The sequence below is a fragment of the Alteromonas sp. AWM4_230 genome (genome assembly GCF_056158305.1).
This window is the reverse complement of sequence record NZ_JBSWTB010000001.1, coordinates 3,871,301-3,890,471: the sequence shown is the minus strand read 5'-3', so window position 1 is coordinate 3,890,471 and position 19,171 is coordinate 3,871,301. Positions and strand designations below refer to the sequence as shown.

Annotated in this window: 16 protein-coding genes; 15 read left to right on the top strand and 1 reads right to left on the bottom strand. The window is 43.2% G+C overall.

The genetic code is table 11. The features are described 5' to 3' along the window. The first annotated feature begins 32 nt into the window (after positions 1-32). The 7 genes from ACXACS_RS16815 to flgL are packed head-to-tail and all read left to right on the top strand — an operon-like array spanning position 33 to position 7,761. The gene (locus tag ACXACS_RS16815) at positions 33-776 is read left to right on the top strand and encodes a flagellar basal body rod protein FlgF (protein WP_474808275.1); all 744 of its coding nucleotides are present in this window, start codon (positions 33-35) and stop codon (positions 774-776) included. Between the two features lie 46 nt (positions 777-822). Beyond that, on the top strand, positions 823-1,611 hold the full coding sequence (gene flgG / locus ACXACS_RS16810) for a flagellar basal-body rod protein FlgG (protein WP_039223165.1): 789 nt from the start codon (positions 823-825) through the stop codon (positions 1,609-1,611). An 11-nt stretch (positions 1,612-1,622) separates the two neighbouring features. Beyond that, complete coding sequence (gene flgH / locus ACXACS_RS16805) at positions 1,623-2,303, top strand: flagellar basal body L-ring protein FlgH (RefSeq protein ID WP_474808273.1); 681 nt, start codon at positions 1,623-1,625, stop codon at positions 2,301-2,303. A 20-nt stretch (positions 2,304-2,323) separates the two neighbouring features. Continuing rightward, positions 2,324-3,436: a flagellar basal body P-ring protein FlgI gene (locus ACXACS_RS16800; RefSeq protein WP_474808271.1), complete on the top strand. Its 1,113-nt coding sequence runs from the start codon at positions 2,324-2,326 to the stop codon at positions 3,434-3,436. A 60-nt stretch (positions 3,437-3,496) separates the two neighbouring features. Further along, on the top strand, positions 3,497-4,447 hold the full coding sequence (gene flgJ / locus ACXACS_RS16795; RefSeq protein WP_474808269.1) for a flagellar assembly peptidoglycan hydrolase FlgJ: 951 nt from the start codon (positions 3,497-3,499) through the stop codon (positions 4,445-4,447). A gap of 40 nt (positions 4,448-4,487) precedes the next feature. Continuing rightward, positions 4,488-6,530, top strand: a complete 2,043-nt coding sequence (gene flgK / locus ACXACS_RS16790) for a flagellar hook-associated protein FlgK (protein WP_474808268.1) — start codon at positions 4,488-4,490, stop codon at positions 6,528-6,530. A 7-nt stretch (positions 6,531-6,537) separates the two neighbouring features. Next, on the top strand, positions 6,538-7,761 hold the full coding sequence (gene flgL / locus ACXACS_RS16785; RefSeq protein WP_474808266.1) for a flagellar hook-associated protein FlgL: 1,224 nt from the start codon (positions 6,538-6,540) through the stop codon (positions 7,759-7,761). 5 nt (positions 7,762-7,766) lie between these two features. Here flgL and ACXACS_RS16780 read toward each other — a convergent pair whose 3' ends face one another. Continuing rightward, entirely contained in the window at positions 7,767-8,732 is a 966-nt protein-coding gene (locus ACXACS_RS16780; protein WP_474808264.1) for a hypothetical protein, read from the bottom strand. A gap of 250 nt (positions 8,733-8,982) precedes the next feature. Between ACXACS_RS16780 and ACXACS_RS16775 the strand changes: the two genes are divergently transcribed. The 8 genes from ACXACS_RS16775 (at position 8,983) to ACXACS_RS16740 (ending at position 19,170) form a co-directional block, all read left to right on the top strand. After that, on the top strand, positions 8,983-9,834 hold the full coding sequence (locus tag ACXACS_RS16775) for a flagellin N-terminal helical domain-containing protein (protein WP_474808263.1): 852 nt from the start codon (positions 8,983-8,985) through the stop codon (positions 9,832-9,834). Positions 9,835-10,609: 775 nt separating this feature from the next. Beyond that, positions 10,610-11,455: a flagellin N-terminal helical domain-containing protein gene (locus ACXACS_RS16770; RefSeq protein ID WP_071950965.1), complete on the top strand. Its 846-nt coding sequence runs from the start codon at positions 10,610-10,612 to the stop codon at positions 11,453-11,455. 711 nt (positions 11,456-12,166) lie between these two features. After that, positions 12,167-13,006 (top strand): flagellin N-terminal helical domain-containing protein, encoded by an 840-nt coding sequence (locus ACXACS_RS16765; RefSeq protein ID WP_474808262.1) that lies wholly within the window; start codon positions 12,167-12,169, stop codon positions 13,004-13,006. Between the two features lie 94 nt (positions 13,007-13,100). Beyond that, positions 13,101-13,586 carry a flagellar protein FlaG gene (locus tag ACXACS_RS16760; RefSeq protein WP_474808261.1) on the top strand — a complete coding sequence of 162 codons (486 nt, stop codon included), beginning with the start codon at positions 13,101-13,103 and terminating at the stop codon, positions 13,584-13,586. An 11-nt stretch (positions 13,587-13,597) separates the two neighbouring features. Further along, positions 13,598-15,028, top strand: coding sequence for a flagellar filament capping protein FliD (gene fliD, locus ACXACS_RS16755; protein WP_474808259.1), 1,431 nt, complete (start codon positions 13,598-13,600; stop codon positions 15,026-15,028). A 22-nt stretch (positions 15,029-15,050) separates the two neighbouring features. Next, positions 15,051-15,479: a flagellar export chaperone FliS gene (gene fliS / locus ACXACS_RS16750; protein ID WP_474808258.1), complete on the top strand. Its 429-nt coding sequence runs from the start codon at positions 15,051-15,053 to the stop codon at positions 15,477-15,479. Next, positions 15,476-15,790, top strand: a complete 315-nt coding sequence (locus ACXACS_RS16745; protein ID WP_474808256.1) for a hypothetical protein — start codon at positions 15,476-15,478, stop codon at positions 15,788-15,790. Before fliS ends, ACXACS_RS16745 begins: the two co-directional genes overlap by 4 nt. A 104-nt stretch (positions 15,791-15,894) precedes the next feature. Further along, on the top strand, positions 15,895-19,170 hold the full coding sequence (locus tag ACXACS_RS16740; protein ID WP_474808254.1) for a motility associated factor glycosyltransferase family protein: 3,276 nt from the start codon (positions 15,895-15,897) through the stop codon (positions 19,168-19,170). Position 19,171 lies beyond the last annotated feature (1 nt).

Sequence of the window (19,171 nt, the reverse complement as noted above, 5' to 3'; positions counted from 1 at the left end):
GTTTAAGGTTTAATCAGAGTCAAAAGTCAGTCATGGACAAACTTCTCTATATTTCATCGAGTGGCGCATCCCAAGATCTCTTAGCAACGGGGATTAGGGCCAATAACTTAGCTAACGCACAGACAACCGGGTTTAGAGCTCAATTAGAGCAAGCGAGATCGATGCCGGCTTACGGTGAAGGTTTGCCAACCCGCGTGTTTTCTATGACTGAAAGCCCGTCTAACAATTATGAGTCGGGTCCAATGATTAAAACGGAGCGAGATTTAGATGTGGCCATTCAAGGGGATGGTTGGTTTGCGGTACAAGATCAAAATGGTCAAGAAGCTTATTCCCGTGATGGCAACTTCAAACTAGGCGATGACGGAATTTTGACAGACATTCACGACCGTGTGGTGCTAGGCGACAACGGGCCGATTTTTTTACCTGTGCCTCTTGATAACCTAAACATTGCCGCTGATGGCACCTTGTCCATGAGACAGCTAGGCGCCCCAGCCAATGTTATCGAGGAAGTAGGACGTCTCAAGCTAGTTTCTCCAAACTACGCGGATATGGAGCGCGGCACCGATGGCTTATTTAGAATGGAAGATGGCTCAATAGCGCAAGCCAATGCCAACGTCAAAGTAATGTCTGGCATGCTTGAAGGTTCTAACGTAAATGCCGTTGAAGAGATGGTAGACATGATAAGTCTTCAACGTCACTACGAACTACAAGTCAAAATGATGAAGCAAGCGGAAGAGCTTGATACTCGCGGTAACCAGTTACTGCGCATACTGTAAATGAATTTTAAACACCGTTGCCCTTTGAGCAACGTCGGAGGTTAACATGCATCCAGCACTATGGATAAGTAAAACCGGACTAGACGCCGCACAAACCGATGTGGCAGTGGTGTCTAACAACTTAGCAAACGCATCAACTGTAGGCTTTAAAAAAGACCGCGCAGTATTTGAAGATTTGCTTTATCAGAATATCAATCAGCCAGGCGGTCGTTCTTCTGCTGACACCGAACTACCATCTGGACTAATGCTTGGTTCAGGTTCAAAAGTGGTCGCTACGCAAAAAGCACATACGCAGGGCAACTTACTCACCACTGAAAATGCGTTGGATATGTCAATTCAAGGTCGTGGTTATTTTGAAATTTTGCAGCCCGACGGCACGATTGCTTACTCAAGAAATGGTCAATTTTCCTTAAACGACCAAGGGCAAATTGTTACCTCTGGCGCTGGTTTCTTGCTTCAGCCTGAAATTGCAGTTCCTGAAGATGCACAGCAAATTACTATTTCTCAAGATGGTGAAATCAGCGTGAGCATCCGCGGTCAAGCTGAACCTCAGGTATTGGGGCAGTTAAATATTTCTGACTTTGTGAATCCGACGGGGCTTCAGCCTACCGGACAAAACCTTTATGTAGAGACAGCGTCAAGCGGCGCGCCTATTCAGGGGATCCCTGGCTTACAAGGTTTGGGTTATATCTCTCAAGGCACGTTAGAGACATCTAACGTGAACGTGACCGAAGAACTAGTAAACCTGATCGAAAGCCAGCGTTTGTATGAGATGAACTCAAAAGTTATCTCGTCAGTTGACCAAATGCTTGGTCAGGTTATTCAGCAACTTTAGTAGGTAGCGCCATGCGTATTTTAGGTTTATCTGTTGCATTACTTTTACTTGGCGGTTGCGCCAGTACAAACGAGCCTCCTGTTCAGGCAAATGATCCCTCGTTTGCGCCAGTAGTGCCAGATTACCCGCGTGAGACAGTGGTAGAAGACGGCTCGCTATTCCGCTCCCACATGGCTAACAGTTTGTATTCGGATGTTACCGCGAGAAGAGTAGGCGACATTATTACTGTCACCCTTAACGAGAGTACTTCCGCGAGTAAATCTGCAGATACTTCTACTGCCAAAGATACCAATGTAAATCTAGATACGATAACGGGGCTTGGCGGCCAAGCGGTAAATATTGGCGGTCAATCTATCCAATTAGGAATTGGCTCGTCACGCGATTTTACCGGTGATGCAGCAGCAAACCAAAGCAACAGCTTAGACGGTGCTATTTCAGTTACGGTGGTGGATGTGCTGCCAAACAGTAACTTAGTTATTCGCGGTGAGAAGTGGCTAACGCTGAATCATGGTGATGAGTATATTCGCCTTACTGGCATTATTCGCCCTGCAGATATCAGCCCGGAAAATGAAATTGTGTCTACGAAGGTAGCCAATGCTCGCATTCAATATTCAGGCACGGGTACTTTTGCAAGAGCACAGGAAAAGGGCTGGTTAACTAAGTTCTTTGATTCAACTTGGTGGCCTCTTTAGGCTTTGGTAGGAGAGTGGACATGCGTTTATTTTCAGTCGTATTAGCCGTATTTGCACTGCTTTTATCTTCGCAAGCAGCGGCGCAGCGTATTAAAGACTTAGCGAGCATACAGGGCGTACGTAGCAACCAATTAGTGGGGTATGGTCTTGTCGTCGGTTTACCTGGTACTGGGGAGCAAAGTCCATTCACCGAGCAGAGTTTTAGAACTATGCTGAGTAACTTTGGTATTAGTTTAGATGCTAATACTAAACCCAAAATCAAAAATGTTGCGGCGGTGGCTGTTCATGCTGAATTGCCTGCGTTTGCAAAACCAGGTCAAACTATTGATATCACGGTTTCGTCAGTAGGCGAAGCATCAAGCCTTCAAGGTGGAACACTTCTTCAAACGTTTCTTCGTGGTGTAGATGGCAAAGTCTATGCGGTAGCACAAGGAAGCTTGGTAGTGAGCGGTTTCGGCGCACAGGGTGGAGACGGTTCTCGCATTGTTGTGAATACACCTACGGTTGGCAGGATTCCGAACGGCGCCATGGTTGAACAATCGGTTCCTAGCGGGTTTGCCAATGGCGATACCCTAACCCTCAACCTTCATTATCCAGACTTTTCAACGGCAAAAGCGCTAGCTGACACTATTAACGAGCGCTTAGGCGCACAACCTGAAAATGGCTACATCATTGCAAAGCCTATTGATGCCGCATCTGTACGGGTTACAGCCCCGCGGGATGTAGGTCAGCGTGTAGGCTTTTTGGCAACGCTGGAGAACTTTGAATTTACACCAGCTGATGCGCCAGCGCGCGTAGTGATAAACAGCCGAACAGGCACCATTGTGATTGGTAGTGACGTTCGCTTATTACCAGCAGCAATTACCCATGGCGGCTTAACGGTGACTATTTCTGAGAATCAACAGGTGACGCAGCCTAATGCATTTGCAGATGGCCAAACTGCCATAACCACCCAATCTATTGTTGATGTGGACTTGGCTGATAGCAGAATGTTTAAGTTTGAGCCTGGCGTTACCCTCGACCAGTTAGTGCGTGCAGTTAACGAAGTAGGCGCGGCACCGGGCGACTTGATGGCAATTTTAGAGGCACTGCGTCAAGCGGGGGCTTTACGCGGTGAACTTGTAATTATCTAAAGCGAACAGTTTTTAACAGCATCTGGTGGGAATAAAACGGGTTACAACGGAATAAATACGATGGAATCACTTAGCACAAAAAATCAGCTTGATATGGCGCGCAATGTCCATGATATGGGCAGTATTAACAAAATGCGCGAAGCCATTGCGTCAGGCGATGAGACGGTATTGCAAGAAGCTGCCCAGCAGTTTGAAGCGATATTTGTGCAAATGATGTTGAAATCTATGCGTAAAGCGCAAGATGCGCTTGCCGATGAGAATAGCCCGTTCAATTCTCAACAAGTGAAGTTTTACCGCGATATGCACGACCAGCAGCTGGCTACAGATTTAACATCAGGCGGGGGCCTGGGTTTAGCTGATGTAATTGTGAAACAGCTGGGTCAGACCGAAGATAGCTATACGCCAGCGAGTGTCATAAGAAGTGACGGTGATATTTCATCGCTAAATAGGAATCGTGAATACAAGGTTGCTGAGGCACAAGACATAGCGCTTTCCTCTAACTCGATAAAAAGCCAGTCGGCACAAAAAGACGCCATGTTCGAAAGCCCAGAACAGTTTGTTGAGAGCCTTATGCCTATTGCCGAGAAAGTGGCGGAGAAATACGGCATGGATCCAAAAGCAATCATTTCCCAGGCTGCTGTAGAAACAGGCTGGGGAAAATTTGTTATTCACAAATCCGATGGCACTAGTTCGCATAATCTGTTTGGCATAAAGGCCAATAAAGGTTGGCAAGGCGAGCAAGCTGTGGTGGATACATTAGAATTTAACAATGGGCTGCCTCAAAAACAAAAAGCAGCGTTTAGGTCTTACTCATCGGTAGAAGATGCGATGGAAGATTACGGACGTTTTATTACCACACAGCCTCGCTATAGCCATGCTGTGGAAAATGCTTCTGATGCTACGCGCTATACAAGTGCGCTTCAAGAAGCGGGCTACGCTACCGACCCTGACTACGCGAGCAAAATAATGGCCGTGTATAACAGCGAACGTCTTAGTTCGTTGATGCCATAGTTTAAAGCCATAGTTAGGGGTTATAGGTGAGGAGAATACAGTGAGTTCTGTTGATTTATATTCATTAGCTACAAGCGGCGTAAACGCTAGTAGCAAGCTGTTGCAAACGACAAGTAACAATATCGCCAACGTCAACACGCCTGGCTATGTTCGCGAACGCACCGAGCTTCAAAATAGCCAAGTATTTGGTGTTGAGATTGGCAATACTGAACGTATTATCAACGTATTTGCTCAAAATCAGCTACGCCGCGATATCACCGCAGTAGGTGAACTCGAAGCTTTTTCTAATAAAACTACAGCAATTGATAACCTACTAGCCAGTGAAGCGAACTCAATTTCTCAAGGCCTGAGTGAATACTTTTCAGCCCTACAAACCGCCGCTGATGATCCAACAAACCTAGCATCTCGTGAACAGGTACTAAGCAAATCTGAATCCCTCTATAACCGCATGAGAACCTTGTCGGATTACATGCTGGAAAAAGAAGAAGAGCTCAATTTAGAGGTCACTTCAATGGTAAATAGAGCCAATACGCTAATTGGAAATATTGGCGATCTGAATCGCAATATCGTTATTGCAAATGGCAATAATACGAGCGATCAGCCAACCGCTTTACTTAATGAGCGAGATCAGGCCATAGACGAACTTGCCTCAATTATGGGGATTACGGTTAAAGAGAGCACTACACAAAATGGCGCCGTTACTATTAACCTAACATCGGGCGAGTCGCTTGTTCTTGAAAACGGTGCATTTAATCTTTTTGAGTTAAGTTCTAATGCAGACCTAACAACCAAAGAAATCAAGCTGGAAACAAATTTCGGCTCACAAACCAAAAACGATACGTCGATACGTGTAATAGAAGATGACTTAGGCGGGTCCTTAGGTGGCTTGTTCAAGTACCGTAATGAAGTGTTAGGGCCAACAATGCGTGATGTAGGTCAGCTCTCTGTCGCTTTTGCCGATGCAATGAATACGCAAAATAAACTGGGTATGGATTTAGATGGTCAAATTGGCGGTAACATTTTCGACATTCCTTCATTCAGAGGCTTAGCCTACGAAGACACCAATGGCGATTACGTAGTTACAGCACAGATAACTGAAGGCAAGGGCGCTGAATTAACTGACGCCGACTATAAAATCGAAGTCACCGCCGTTGCCGCTGGTGTACCCAGTGAAATTGAAATTACGTTTTTAAACCCAGACGGCACGCCTAAAAAAGACGGTTCTGGCAATGACATTATTTTCTCTAACTTTGCAGTAACCTCCGGTTTTAATGAACTCCCTGGCGGCATTGAAATAGATTTTTCAGGAAGCGATCCCTACACCGTGGGTAACGAGTTTTTGATTCAACCAACTAAAGATGTGGCTTCAAATATAAGTTTAGATACAAATCGCCCAGAAGATTTAGCCTTCGCTAATCCGATGAGAGCAGGGGCTGACAGCACAAACCTAGGCAGCGCTAACGTAATAGATGTAACTGTTTCAAATACGGAAGTGGGAACCTCTGCTTTTGATGGAGCGGGTGGCCTTTTAAATTCAGCGCCCGCTCAAATTAGCTTTACGGCTGCAGATACCTATGAAGTGTTAGATGGAAGCGGGACGGTTTTAGCTACTGTAACGGGTACAACGGATTTAACGAACCTTATCAGTCAAGCGGGAATAAGTCCTGATCCCGGTTTTGATCTAAGCTTAGACGGTGTGCCAAAAGCAGGCGATAGCTTTTCTATTAGCTATAATACAGATGGTTTCAACGATAACAGCAATGCGCTTAATTTAGCTGCTCTTCAAAATGAAAACAAAGTTCAGGTGAGTAGTGAAGCAACCAATACGCCAAGAACGTTTCAAGATGCCTATGCGTCTATGGTTGGGCGTATTGGTGAAGATGCATCAATGGCTAGCGTCTCATTGGCTTCGGCTGAAGCGATGAAAGTACAGTCTGAAAATTGGTTTGAGTCAGTGTCGGGCGTTAGCTTAGACGAAGAAGCTGCTAACTTGATAAAGTATCAGCAAAGCTATGCGGCGGCAGCACGTATTTTGTCTACGGCTCAAGAATTATTTAATACCATTTTGCAGTCAGCAAGGTAGGTGATTTATGCGTATATCAACGAATCAAATTTATGATCAAAACATGCGCTCGATTATGCAAAATCAGGGCGACTTGGCGAAAACCCAAGAGCAGCTCGCTTCAGGTAAGCGCATAATCACGCCCAGCGATGACCCTGTCGGGGCAGCGAAAGTACTGCGCTTAACCGAAGAAATTGATGAGCTTACCCAGTTTCAACGTAATAATGATTTGGTAACCGGGTCGCTTGAGCAGCAAGAGGCTGTGCTTACAAACATTACCGACTCTATCAATCGCGCCCGCACACTGATAGTTCAGTCCGGTAATGGTATCTTGTCTGATCCAGATAAGCGCGCAATTGGTGCAGAATTAGAACAAATTAAGCTTGAGGTGTTTGATTTAATGAACACACAAGATGCCGACGGAAATTACCTGTATGCAGGTTACCAGTCGGGTAATCAAGCATTCGAATATAACCCTGCTGCAGCGGGAAATGCCATAACGTTTGCAGGTGACCCAGGTGTGAGCTTTGTCCAGCTATCGAATAGCTCTAAGATTCAATCAACCAGTAACGGATATGAAGTTTTTGAAAACGTGCTATCGCGATTCAAGTTTTCAGTTGATGGCACTACCGGTGCTACTGTAAATACAGCTGAGGTGAAGCAGCAAGGAACATTTGATACCTTTTTTGACAAGAATTACGACCCGGTCAATGCGGCAAATAATGATTATCGCATTAATTTTCTTGCTACAGGTCAAGCAGAATTAGTCAACCAAGGAACCGGTGTCGTAGTTGATTCTGTCGCCTATAGTTCAGGGCAGCCCTTTACTATTAAAGGAATGGAGTTTAATGCTACAGCAGCACCTGGTGATAGCATCGACTTGTCATTCGATGCGCCAGAGAAAAAAAGCATGGCGCAATCAATCCACGAAATCCAAACCATTCTAATGGACTCTACTATTGATAATTCAGCACTTCAGGAATCGATAGCCGATGCCTTAGTGGGTCTAGATAACGGGCTTGAAAAGCTTTCCTTAGAGCGCGCATCGATAGGTAGTCGCTTGAATATTGCAGAAAGTACCTACGAAAGTAATTTAGATATGGAAATCGCAGCGAAAGCACAGCGATCTTCCATTCAAGATGTGGACTACGCTGAAGCATCTACAGAGTTTGCGAAGCAAGAGACTGCGTTGAGTGCTGCATTAGCGACATTCCCTCAAGTAAGTAACTTATCGCTATTTAATTATATCTAGAGGTGTTAATTGGTTAATGTATCAACGCCTGTTAGATGCGCCATGTACACTCTCGCTTCATTGTCGATATGGCAAGAGTAGTAGGAGACATACAGATTGTCGTTTTCTACTACTAGCCCAGGATAGCTCGTATCCCCACCACTCGGTAGTGTATGTAGTTCTTTGAGTTCCTTTGATTCTTTGTTAAATAACCATATCTTGGTGGAAAACTTGCGAGTCACCCAGTCGACATGTCTTCCAGCGACAATAAACATGTTAGCGCTAAGTGCTACAGCCACTGGTCCACCGATATATATCCCTAAATCATGCCATGTCCATTTAGTGTAAGGTGGTTTAGACGTTCCAAATTGCGCGCTAAATGAATCGGCGTCTCGTCTTAAAAATACAGAGGCATTACCTTCATTATCAAACAAAATGGTGCTTTCGTTGGGATAGCCTTTGCCTTGCTTGTTCAAGTTGAAAACATCATCTTTATGCAGTTGCATTGTACGTGTAGGATCGCCTTTGTAGAGCGACAACTTATTGGATGGTCGATTATAAGCAAATCCATAGGCTTCATTACCCAACCAATTATGATTCCAAAGCCACCAACCGCTTTTACCGTAACTATTACTTCCAGACCAAGATAGGCCCGTGGTGGAAAAATAGGTCCGCATTTTAGACACCATTTTTCCATTATCTAAATAGGTTTTCGCGTAGGTACTTAGTATTAGCCGTTTGCCATCAAATGAAAACTTTGGATCTCTAAGATCAGCATTGTGTTCTTGTATACGAATTCTTGCTAAAACTCGGAAAGTTTTCTTATCGACAGTTAGCACCACCAGCAAACCGTCTGCGCTAATATGATTAGTCGCTTGGCGATAGCAACACAGTAACGTCTTTCTACTTTCGTCGAAGGGGTTTTCTATGAGATCTGTAAAGGCACTATGCGCAGCAGGCTTAGAGATACGTTTTAAATCGAATAATTTCATTTTTTTTGCACTCTAAATCTCCTTTAAAAATCCGCCACTTATAAATGAATTGTGTTCAATGTAGCGGCAATATCTTACCGCTTATCGGCAAAAAACGTAATTTTTTCTAAAGGGAATTTACATCTTGTCGATACAGTCTCTGAGAGAGCCAGTTCATCAATTACCCCTCAGGTCTTGATGACTACTAAAACAAAACGTCGGCAATGCCGACAGCCAGCGCACGCTGGACTGAGAGTGTAGGAGAGACTTTATGTCTATGTTCGTTAATACCAATGTATCCTCATTGAATGCCCAGCGTCAGCTTTTTGATGTTAGTAATTCTTTGAGTACGTCTTTTGAGCGCCTTTCTTCAGGCTTCCGTATCAACAGCGCTGCTGATGATGCTGCAGGTCTACAGATTACCGACCGAATGACTTCACAAGTCCAAGGACTTAACCAAGCTGTACGTAACGCAAACGATGCGATTTCACTGTCGCAAACTGCTGAAGGTGCGCTTTCTGAAACTACGACTGCGTTACAGCGTATTCGTACTCTAGCGGTACAATCACAAAACGGTATTAACAGCTCTGCTGACCGTGTTGCTCTGCAGAAAGAAGTATCTGCACTACGTACTGAAATCTCGCGTATTTCTACGACTACCCAGTTTGCAGGTGTAAACATCCTTTCAGGTGATTTCTCTGCTAAATTCCTTGTAGGTGCAAACGCAGGGCAGACGATTTCTGTAAACCTATCGAGTCAAGCGTTAACTCGAGCCAACGTAAATGGCTTTAGTGCAACTGGTTTAGGGATCACGGGATCAGGGAATGACGTATTAACTAGTGAGAATGCTTCTTCAATGATGGCGTCTATCGACAACGCTATCTCAGCGATTGGTGGCCTTCGTGCTGATTTGGGTGCGCTTCAAAACCGTTTCCAATCTACCATTCGTAACTTAAGCAATATCTCAGAAAATGTATCTGCTGCACGTTCGCAGATTAAAGATACAGATTTCGCTACAGAAACTGCGAACTTGACGCGTAACCAGATCATACAGCAGGCAAGCACTACCGTATTATCTCAGGCGAACCAGCGCCCACAGGCAGCTCTATCTCTTCTAGGTTAAAAAAGCGAGAATGGAGCCAGGAGGTAGTGCTCTAGTTCAACTTAATTTACTAAAAGCCGACACAATTGTCGGCTTTTTTTTGCCTATCATAATCAGCACAGTGTCTTCCTACTTTGTAGAGGTATTTTCACTTAACGACAGCTTTTATTTTACTAAATTCTTCAAAACCCTTCCAAGTATAGAAACGCTTAGTAACACGCACCCAGCAATTGAAGAATCCCTCTATCTCATTGAATTAGTTATCTTTTTGTAAAGTAAATAAAACGAATTAAAAATTTTATAAAAAAAGCTAAAGGAAATTTCCCTAAGTGACGATAACTATTACAAAGGGGAGATAAAGTTGTTAATTATCCTCCATCCCTTAAAAAACTTAGTTAACTCAGGTTTTGTAAGGGTAAAGCTTCTAGATGATTTTATATTGTTTATTTTTAAAGTGATTAAAATCAATATTTTATCGGTGTAAAAATTAATTTCAAAAAGTTCTAAAGTAAATTGATTTGGGTGGCGATAAATAGGAAGGTTTGCTAAGGGTGGAGCTGCTGACAGGCGAGAATGAAGCCAGGAGGTAGTGAGAGGTTTGAGGTTTGGAACATCAAACTCGCCAGCCAGCAAAGAGAAATAACTTCTCTATATAGCAAGTTTCATCGGTTAGTGTGCCGATAAAACGTCAGATTACTCTGACACCTATATAAAGCACAGGTTATGCCAAAATTTTAAACTACCGCGCAGATAATAAAACCAATAGCGCAACACTCGAAACTGTTAGGAGAGACCCATGAGTCTATTTGTTAATACCAATGTGTCATCGTTAAACGCACAGCGTCAATTGTTCACTACTGGCAACAACTTAAGCACTGCATTTGAGCGCTTATCATCTGGCTTCAGAATCAACAGCGCTGCTGATGATGCTGCAGGTCTTCAGATTACTGACCGTATGACTTCGCAAGTTCAGGGCTTAAACCAAGCTGTACGTAATGCAAATGACGGTATTTCGCTTGCTCAAACTGCGGAAGGTGCAATGGCGGAAACGACGACAGCACTTCAACGTATTCGCACGCTAGCGATTCAATCGCAAAACGGTATTAATAGCTCTGCAGACCGTTTAGCACTTCAAAAAGAAGTCTCTGCACTGCGTACAGAAATCTCGCGTATTTCAACAACAACGCAATTCGCTGGTGTGGATATTCTAACAGGTGACTTTTCGGCTAAGTTTTTGGTAGGCGCTAATGCCGGTCAAACAATTTCTGTAAACCTATCGAGTTCAGCACTAGCACGTGCCGGCATAAATGGTTTCAGTGCGACTGGCATGGGAATTTTGGATGATAATGTACTTACAGAGCAGGGCGCTTCTCGCCTTCTAACTGCGGTCGATACTGCAATATCTGCTGTCGGCGGTTTACGCGCTGACTTGGGGGCATTACAGAATCGTTTTCAATCTACCATCAGAAACTTAAGTAACATTTCAGAAAACGTTTCAGCGGCAAGATCTCGCATTAAAGATGCTGACTTTGCCACAGAAACGGCAGAGTTAAGCCGTAATCAGATTTTACAACAGGCAAGTACAACAATTTTAGCCCAGGCGAACCAGCGCCCCCAAGCAGCATTGTCTCTACTAGGCTAACGCGTTAAGCATGTTTTAGGCGTAAATTTGGGAAGGAGTTGAGAGGCCATCCCCTGAAGCAAGGAAAGCGGCCAATTAGGCCGCCCCTTAGAGAAAACGCCGACTAACAGAACTGAGAGTGTAGAAGTGTTGGTTGAGAGGCCAGTTTATCCTACTAAACCCTGCCAGCCGACAGAAACTGAATTTGCTCAATCTCCTAACATGAGCAAATTGGCCGAGATTTGAATGTCTCGGCCTTTTTTTATTTTTACCGAAACATCTCGCCAATTTCAAACTACGGTAGAGCAACGCCGTTGGTTCGATATTCCTAAAGCATTTACAGTGCCAGCTTTTTCATTCTTGCAAATTTGATGGTTCTTTCCTCATATCCTGAATTGCACGTTCGAAATCTTAGTTAACGCTTACCGACATTATTTACAGTATCAATTATCGATATCTTTTAGCTATGTATCGAAAAATTACTAATTTTCTTCAAACGCTCTAGATGATTTTTTTCTTTTTAAAACAATTAGTTACTTTTTATTTTGAAAATTGGAGTAAAAAATACAAAAAAAAGCTAAAGAACCTAAAGACTTTGCCGATACCTATTGTTGAGGGGTAATCTACTTTACTTTTAAGAGAGGGGTTAGTTGGGAGTAGTGACCCAGCTAATTTGAACTGGAAGGATTTGATGATAGCAAATTTGCCATCGAATCCCTAGGAGGTAATCTAATGTCTTTATTTGTAAATACTAATGTGTCTTCGCTTAACGCGCAGCGTCAGCTTTTTGACGTAAGCGATCGCTTAAACACGTCGTTCGAAAGACTTTCATCGGGATTCCGTATCAACAGTGCAGCAGATGATGCTGCTGGCTTGCAGATCTCAGATCGTCTAACATCTCAGGTTCAAGGTTTGAACCAAGCCGTTCGTAACGCGAACGATGCTATTTCTTTATCTCAAACGGCTGAAGGTGCCCTAAGCGAGGTAACTACAAGCTTACAGCGTATTCGTACACTGGCAGTTCAATCGCAAAATGGTATCAACAGTTCAGCCGACCGTCAGGCGCTTCAAAAAGAAGTTTCTGCACTTCGTACAGAAATTTCACGTATCGCTACAGACACACAGTTTGGTAACGTGAACATCCTAGACGGTAACTTTTCTGCTAAATTCTTAGTTGGCGCAAACGCGGGCCAAACCATTTCGGTTAATTTGTCTTCAGGCAACCTAGGCTCTATTAGCGGCTTTAGTGCAACAGGCCTTGGGATTACGACTAACGACGTAACGACTGCAGCTGGCGCCTCTTCACTACTTAGTGATATTGATGGTGCTATCTCTGGAATCGGGGCCGTGAGAGCCGACTTAGGTGCGCTGCAAAATCGCTTCCAGTCTACTATTCGTAACCTAAGTAATATAAGTGAAAACCTGTCTTCTGCTCGTTCACAAATTCGTGATACTGATTTTGCGGCAGAAACTGCAGAACTTACCAGAAATCAGATTATTCAGCAGGCATCTGTTTCTGTTCTCAGTCAGGCAAACCAGCGTCCTCAAACAGCGCTGTCTTTGCTTGGATAAGCTATACTTTAATTAGTTACCTTGATTGAGATGTAACGGGTGTTTGCTATGATAGGCAAAGACCCGTTTTGTCGTTTCAGGAAGGAGGTATTACGTGGAAATTCAAAATACCCAAAGTGGCCAAGCTTTTGCATCGACTACGCCATTGGCACCAGTGAGAAATGAATCGCCTTCGGTTTCTGAACTGAATGCTAATCGCAATGGGCAGCAACCTAGAGAACAAAGTCAACTTGCTAATCAAGCTAACCAGGCTCAGTCTTCAGGTGTAAATTTTGACGAACAAAATAACGCTCAAGCTTCTAGTCAACAAGCCGATAACCTGGAAGTAGAGAGGAACGGTGCTCAGCTAGATGATGCTGTCGCCAAAGTTGAATCATTCCTTAAAGTTCAGAATAGGGATTTAGCTTTTACCATAGACGATGAAACAAAACGCTCTGTAGTAACGGTAAAAGACTCACAGTCTGGTGATGTTATTAGGCAGATACCTTCAGAAGAAGTGTTAAAACTAGCCGAACGCATTCAAGAGCTGCAACAGGATGTTGGGAACAGTGTAGGGGTGTTTATCAACAACCAGGTTTAACGAGGTAAAGTATGACAATTCAGTCTCTAGGTGTAGGGTCAGGCCTTGCTCTTGACGATCTTGTACAGCAACTTCTTACTGCAGAACGTCAGCCCAAAGAGGAGCGTTTAAACGCAAAAGAAGAACGTATAGAGGCTGAGATATCTGGCCTCGGGCAGATTAAATCCAAGCTTTCTGACTTCAAAGATGCCGTTGATGAGTTACGCAGTGACAACGGAATTAATGGTCGTGAGCCTACAATAACTAATCCTTCCGAAGATGATGATGTTCTCTCAGCAGAAGCATCAAATTCAGCGCTTCGCGGCAGCTATGAAATTGTTGTCGAACAACTTGCTGCTGGAAGCAGAATCACAACAGATGCAGGTGCATTTTCTTCAAGCAGCGATCCAGTACTAACATCTGGGACGGGGTCGCTTACGTTTGACGTTGGCGGAAGCGAAAGTTTCACTGTTGATGTTACTGCAGGTATGTCACTTACAGCGTTACGTGAAAAAATTAATAGTGCAGATGATAACTTTGGTGTTACGGCCAATATTATTGACACCGGAACAGGCGCTGGACCTCGTCTAGTATTTTCCTCAGATGAGACAGGCGATGGTAATGACCTTGTCATCACAAATGATACAGGCGCCGCTGAGTTAGATCGACTATCAACAACGGGTGGCACTAACAATATTAGCGCTGCAAATATAGAAAGTGCCCGTAATGCTATTGCCTACGTTGATGGTATTGAAGTTCAAAGCAGTTCTAATGAGTTTGAAAATACTATTCAAAACGTCTCGTTTGATGTTAATGAGGTTTCTCCGAAAGACGCAGCTGGAGAATTTCAAGCAACTAAACTAGACATCGGCTATGACAAAGAAGGTTTAGATAAAAAAATCCGTGACTTTGTCGATAACTATAACGCGCTTATTGATGAAATAGGTACGTTAACCAAATACGGTGAATCTGAGCTAGAAGATGACGGCGCACTCGCTGGTGACTCTTTACTACGAGGGATCCAGAGCGGATTGGCATCAATTGTTGGTGATAGCGTCAGCTCCTCTGCTCTTGGTGGGCTTTTCCAGATTGGTATTGAATTCGATGATGAAGGCAAATTAGAAATTGGTTCGACTGATTTTGGTTTAGGATCAGGCGAAGATCGTCTAGAAGATGCACTAGAAGATAACTTCGACGAGATTGCCAAATTGTTTACTGATTCTGATGAAGGTATTGCTACTCGCTTATACGAGTTTTCAAAAGAATATACATCTTATAGTGGTTTAATCAGCTTGCGTGAGCGCTCTGTTAAAGATGAGCGAGAAGAGCTGTACGATGAGCGTGAAACACTCGAATTACGTATGCTTAACTATGAAGAGATTCTTCGGGATAAATATTTAAACCTCGACCAAACCGTTGCACAGTTAAACCAAACTGGTTCAGCGTTATTAGCGTCGTTGTAAATAAAGTAGAGTTGGAGTTGTTATGTCACTCAAAGGTATAAACGCCTATCGTAAAGGGAACTTAAAACAGGACGTTGCAAATGCAGATCCGCATAAACTTACCCTTATGCTTTTGCAGGGGGCACTTGATAGAGTTGCTTACGCAAAAGGGGCGATGGAGCGCAAAGAGCTGGTGGCTAAGGCGGATTTCATTTCTAAAGCAAGCGCTATAATCATGCATTTGCGAGATACGCTTGATGTAGAGGTTGGTGGTGAAGTAGCTGAAAATATGTTTGCATTATACAATTACATGGTAGAACGTTTGAATGAGGCACATTTTAACAACGACTTGAATATGTTGGATGAAGTGTCTAGCCTATTAACACCAATACGCGATGCATGGGTACAGATTCCTGAAGAAGCGAAACAGGAAGCGTATGAGGCCCAGCGTCAAAAACGACAAGCTGTTTGAAAAATTCAATATTAAACCATTGCGAAACTCCACCTTTCCTTCAGGCAGTTAACACAGAGTTAGCTGCTTGCTTGTCGTCGTCCAGTGAAGAGTTCTCCACAGAACGCTTTCGTTACCTCTCCCAGATACGCCATAAAGTTGTTGTTCGAGCGCTGCGTCGATTAGACGACGACTCAAAATCGAAATTTGCTAAAGAAGAACTCGAAATAAATCAAAAGCTTGAAGAGCTGGCGCAAGGTTTGCTTAATAACGCTAAAAAAGAAGCGGTCAAATTTTCCAGAGGCCGTGCAGCCGTTAAGAAATATAAATAGCCATGTTACAGCAGATCCAGTTTCACGTTCATGAAGATGAGCGACAGCAGCAAAATATTGAGCGAGCGCTTGCGCAAGAGATTAGGGAAAACTATCGACTCAGTATGAGTGCATTTGAGCGGTTTATTCCAACCCTTGCAGACCTAATTAAGAAACATGATTCGTCAGTATCTACCTTGCTGTGTAATAAATTTGGCGAGCTAAATATTATTAACTACAACACCGGGCAGGTGTTGTATGGTGAGCATCCAAAACTAGAAGTTCTCTCTCACTACAATGCATACATCGCTCGCACGGCTCCCATTTCATTATCTAGTGATAATGAGAAATCTGTTTCTGCGATGGTTGTTATGGGGCTGGGGTTAGGTTACCACATTGAGAATTTGATTAGAGAGGGCCGCTATCAACATATAGTGGTCTATGAGCCTAATATTGATTATTTTGTGTGTTCGCTGTCTAGTCTCAATTGGAGAGAATTGCTCAATATCGCGAAAGAACGAAGCATCGCCTTGTATCTTCAAATTGGTTCTGACGGCGCAAACTTCGCTAAAGATATGTTGGAGCTTAAAAAGCATATTGGAGTAGATAAACTAGATTTTTATAAGCATTTGCATAATCCGGTGTTCAATAACCTCGAAAGCAAACTAATGACATCAGATTGGCATGAACTGCAGTCGTGGTTACCTGCTCGTAACACTACTTCAATTAGCGAGAGTTACCTTCATCAGTGGGCACCGCTAAAAGATGACAAGGAGTTGCGTTCTTCAAATTTAGATGAGGAGCGCAAGAATAGTAATCTCGTCGCTTTAAAAAAGTACTTCCCGAACCTATACGAAGAGTTTGTAAATTATGAGCCTCAGCAGTGGGCGCCAAGCGCTAACGTTGACGGGGATGTTTATCTTTATCACAAGTCAACTAATGCGCTGTTTTCCAGTGCACCAATTGATGATGCGAAAACAAATTTTAAATCCTTTGCATCAAAGCCGAACAAAGATGGTCTACTTTTAAGCTACAAAGGAAAGAAGTTAAAAGGGTATTTACACTATCAGCTTGTCGAAGAGTGTGAGTCTGTACTAAAAGATGTTCAGGAAAAGCAAAGTGCGTTACCCACTCAGGTCAAGTCTATCATCCAGTTTGGCATTGGCAGTGGTTATGGGCTTAACTACTTAGTAAAAGAACACGATATTGGTATGCTATTTATTTGTGAGCCAAATCGAGATTTCTTTTATGCCTCATTATTTTCCATTGACTGGGCAAATATCATTTCTTCGTTTGATGATGGAAAAAAGCGCCTTTACTTAAACATTGGTGACGATGGCTCAAACCTCACCAATGATTTATTGATTCAATTTCAGTCCGTTGGCCCTTATGTGTTGGCAAATACATTCTTCTATCAGAGCTATGTAAATGAGAAGCTTACTGATGCAGTAGCCCAACTGCGTGAGCAATTGCTTGTTATTATTGCGATGGGGGATTACTTTGATAATGCAAAGTACGGTATTTCTCATACTTTATGGGCATTAAAAAACAAAGTCCCTTTTCTTAATAAAAGAGTTAAGAAACTCTTGCCGACCGAAGTGTTGGATGTTCCGGTATTTATTGTTGGGAATGGACCTTCGTTAGACGGACTAATGGGTACGCTAAAGGAAGAGTCTGAACGGGCGATCATAATATCATGTGGAACAGCGCTTCAAGCACTACATCGGCAGGGAATTTGCCCAGACTATCATGCTGAAATTGAGACAAACCGTTCTACCTTCGATTGGCTCACTAGAGTTGATGATCATGACTATCTAAAGCGAATTACGTTGCTAAGCTGTAACGGTGTTCATCCCGATGCAGCTGCTCTATTTGGAAAAACCTTATTGGCCTTTAAGCAGGGTGAGGCATCAACTGTGGCCTTCACAGAGCTTAAGAAGGATCACGGTTTTACAACGTTGAACTTTTCCTATCCCACAGTTACAAACTTTGCTGCAGATATCGCCACTACTATCGGTTTCAACCAAATATATCTTTTTGGTACCGATATGGGTTTTGTTAGTGATTCATACCATCACTCAAAGTCTTCTGGATATTACGATGTAGAAGGTAATGAGTTATATGATTATTCAGCTAACCATGCAATGTCATTAGCGATTCCTGGCAACTTTAAACCTTGGGTAAAAACCAAATACGAATTCAAAGTTTCGAAAAGCGTTTTAGAGCAAGTATTTGCTTCTTCCTCTAGCGAGGTCTACAACCTTAACGACGGTGCGAGAATACTTGGAGCCAAACCACTGAAACAGGAGAATGTGCTACTTGTCTCTGCTCCTGAAATGAAGGCTAATGCGAAGTTTGCTTTAAACACCCTTGCATTTACTAGTGAGCACAGTGATTGGTTTATCAATGAATTTGGAAATCGATACAGTACACAAAGCTTAATTGAGGAATTAAACGCCTTGACTGGGGTCGTAAAAAAGACTTTTTCGACTATGGAAGACATAGACGAATTCATATTGAAACAAAGGGACTTTATTGTTTCTTCGTTTCAACGAAAAAAGTCATTGGCTTTTTATTACCTCAACGGCACGTTCAACTATATTAACAGCATGTTTAGTAAGCTACTTAACCTTGCAGACGAACAAGTTGCGACACGTGCAGCAAACGAGCTTAGTGATATCTGGGCGCGATACGTTGATGATATCCTTACGATTATTTCTGACGACCAATATGGTCAGGATGCTGTCTCGTCTCTGTCTGGAGTGCGTCGCCAGAAAATCCTAGCAAATGAATTCAGTCGTTCTCCTTTGAATCTACAAATGCAGCCGGCTCATTATTTTATCTCTAGTCCCTTGTTTGATTTAGCTAAGAAGGGAGCAGAGACGGATGCTAAACCGATAGTCATCAACTGGCTTATTAACAATGAAGAAGTTAAAACCGATGCTTCAGTGTGCAATATTGCGATGGATGTAGCCCAGTGTGTTGGGCAGCCTATAAAAGGAGTAACAGTACTATCTCCGGGGGCTTTTAAAAATCCGCTTGAGCCGTTACAAGCAAATGATTTGTCTCGAGTAGACTTGGCTGTAATTGCTATTATGTCTGGCTTAGAGGACGTTATTTTCCTCCAGAAGTACACGCAGCATCCTAGTTTAGATTTAGCGTTTCTATCTCAATTTACTGTGGTTGGAGAGGGAAGGCATTGTTACGGTGGGCCTGATTTCATTATTATTAGCGATGAACCACTTTCAGAGAAAGCGCTGGTCTTAAAAAGTGGTGATCGCTTAGTGTTGATGCCACGATTAAAGCCAATAGACATGCGTAGAGAGTTTATTAGTGAAGATGAATATTCCAAACGAAAAGCGGCCAAAGTAAATCAAATTAGACTAGCTAGAGGTCAATAGG